Origin of the sequence: Streptomyces swartbergensis, from assembly GCF_002148965.1 — a bacterium.
GTDB classification, from domain to species: Bacteria; Actinomycetota; Actinomycetes; order Streptomycetales; family Streptomycetaceae; genus Streptomyces; species Streptomyces swartbergensis.
Genome location: NZ_NGFN01000806.1, coordinates 1 through 782, shown reverse-complemented (window position 1 = coordinate 782; position 782 = coordinate 1). Strand labels below are relative to the sequence as shown.

General features: G+C 73.3%; 1 protein-coding gene. It reads right to left on the bottom strand.

What is annotated here, in order from left to right; all coding sequences use genetic code 11:
* Positions 1-139 precede the first annotated feature (139 nt).
* Positions 140-782 (bottom strand): class II aldolase/adducin family protein (locus CA983_RS44445; protein ID WP_107500374.1); only part of this gene is annotated, 643 nt, incomplete at its 5' end.

Here is a 782-nt window from a genome sequence, read left to right as displayed (position 1 = left end):
GGTGGGGCGAAGACAGTCGCCCGGAAACCCCGCGTACGTCCCGGCGCGCGGGGCATGTGCGCGCCGGGGTATCGGGGGGCTGCGTCTGGCGGGCGGGGCGCGGGCGGCTCTGGGACGTCCAGGGCGTCCGGGAGCAAGGTCAGCGGCGTTGGCCGTAGCCGCGCAGTTGTTGCTGCACCTCCGCCAGTTGCTCCTCCGACAGCAGGCTCGGGGACAGGCCCGGTACCGACGCGGCGGTCAGCCACAGGCGGCACATCCATTCCAGCTGGGCGGTGCGGTCGTAGGCCTGGTCCAGTGAGGCGCCGTGGGTGATGGTGCCGTGGTTCTGGAGGAGGCAGCCGGAGCGGTCGGCGAGGGCGCGGAGCATGTTCTCGGCCAACTCGTCGGTGCCGTACGTGGCATACGGGGCAACCCGGACGGGTCCGCCGAGCGCGGCGGCCATGTAGTGGATCAGCGGCAGCTCGCTCACGAGCGTCGAGACGGCCGTCGCGTGCACGGCGTGGGTGTGGACGACGGCACGGGCGCCGGTCGTGCGGTAGACCGCGAGGTGCATGGGCAGCTCACTGGTCGGGACGAGCGTGCCGAGGACCTGCCGACCGTCGAGGCCGACGCCGGTCACGTCGCCGGGCGTCAGGCGGTCGTAGGGGACGCCCGACGGTGTGACCAGAACGGTGTCGTCGACGCGCACGGAGACGTTCCCGGACGTGCCCACGACGAGACCGTCGGAGACGGTCCGGCGGGCCGTCGTGACGAGCTCGTCCCAGGCGCGCGCCTCCTCGGGG